At 40.6% G+C, this 1,032-nt stretch carries 2 protein-coding genes; both read left to right on the top strand.

Features of this window, described 5'->3' with window-relative positions; all coding sequences use genetic code 11:
- The coding region (locus A3729_RS07060; RefSeq protein WP_304439696.1) for a CocE/NonD family hydrolase C-terminal non-catalytic domain-containing protein at nucleotides 1-493 on the top strand (493 nt) is incomplete at its 5' end.
- 322 nt (nucleotides 494-815) lie between these two features.
- A complete protein-coding gene (locus tag A3729_RS34495; RefSeq protein ID WP_068508809.1) occupies nucleotides 816-1,001 on the top strand; it encodes an EAL domain-containing protein in 186 nt (61 codons plus the stop codon).
- The last annotated feature ends 31 nt before the right edge of the window (nucleotides 1,002-1,032 follow it).

Here is a 1,032-nt window from a genome sequence, read left to right as displayed (position 1 = left end):
CAACACAATCAATGCTTGGGCCGGTACCTTATTTAGCACGCAGATTCCGCTGTTATCACAAATTCTTGAGCAGTTAGAGGTGCCTATCTTAGCGAGTATTCCAGCCGCCTCGGATATTAGAAGTATCCATTGGAAATCGAGCTGGCTGAGCGAAGAAATGCAAATACGTGGGAATCCTTCAGTATCACTACAGATACAACCAAAGCACGATGAGATCCAGCTAGTTGCTTATCTTTATGACATGAATGCTTTGGGTGTTGGAAAATTAATAACTCATGGCGCGATTACATTGCCAGACACAAACTCCGGCGAAAAAATTTCTGTCGACTTCGATCTAGTAACGACAGCATACGATGTACCCGCGGGTCATCGCCTTGTTCTAGCTGTTGATACCAAAGACCCACAATATCAATCTCCAACGGGTGTCGATTACTTTGTGGATTTTGAATATAGCAGCAATAAACAGTCAACTTTGAAAGTGCCAACGCTCTAATTATACATCCTGAAATTGTTTACCAAGTTAGAGGCATATCTTGTTACTGAGATATGCCTCTTTATTATCTAGATAATTCCTACCACGATAAGTTCACATTCTCGATTGAGTGTCTTATTCGCCAAAGATCCTGTCCCATTGGCGGATGTTAATAAGCTTCTTCTAGATTTATTCTATTTTTAGACACTTTAACTTCTACTAGAAAGAAGGTGAAAGCGTCAAACGAAAATGTGAGCCCGACGATTTCTTGGGCTATCACGTGTAACCAAGAGTCAGGCAGGTTAGCTGTTAATACATACCCCTTCGAAGCCCATATTGTGATTTGATTAAGACAATAATCTCTTTAGGCGACACTTTTAAGCTTTCGTTGATTGCTGAAGGTGTAGAAACGAAAGCACAAGAGAGTGAACTAATTAAACTGGGCTGTATTCAAGCTCAGGGTTATCTTTATTCAAAGCCTGTCGATAGCATTGTATTTCATGAACAATTTATCGCTTCTTTAACATAGGGTGTGGTGATTAACAGCGGGTGTGATTGAC

The sequence above is a fragment of the Oleiphilus sp. HI0043 genome (assembly GCF_001634935.1).
This window is presented reverse-complemented; position numbering and strand designations above follow the sequence as displayed.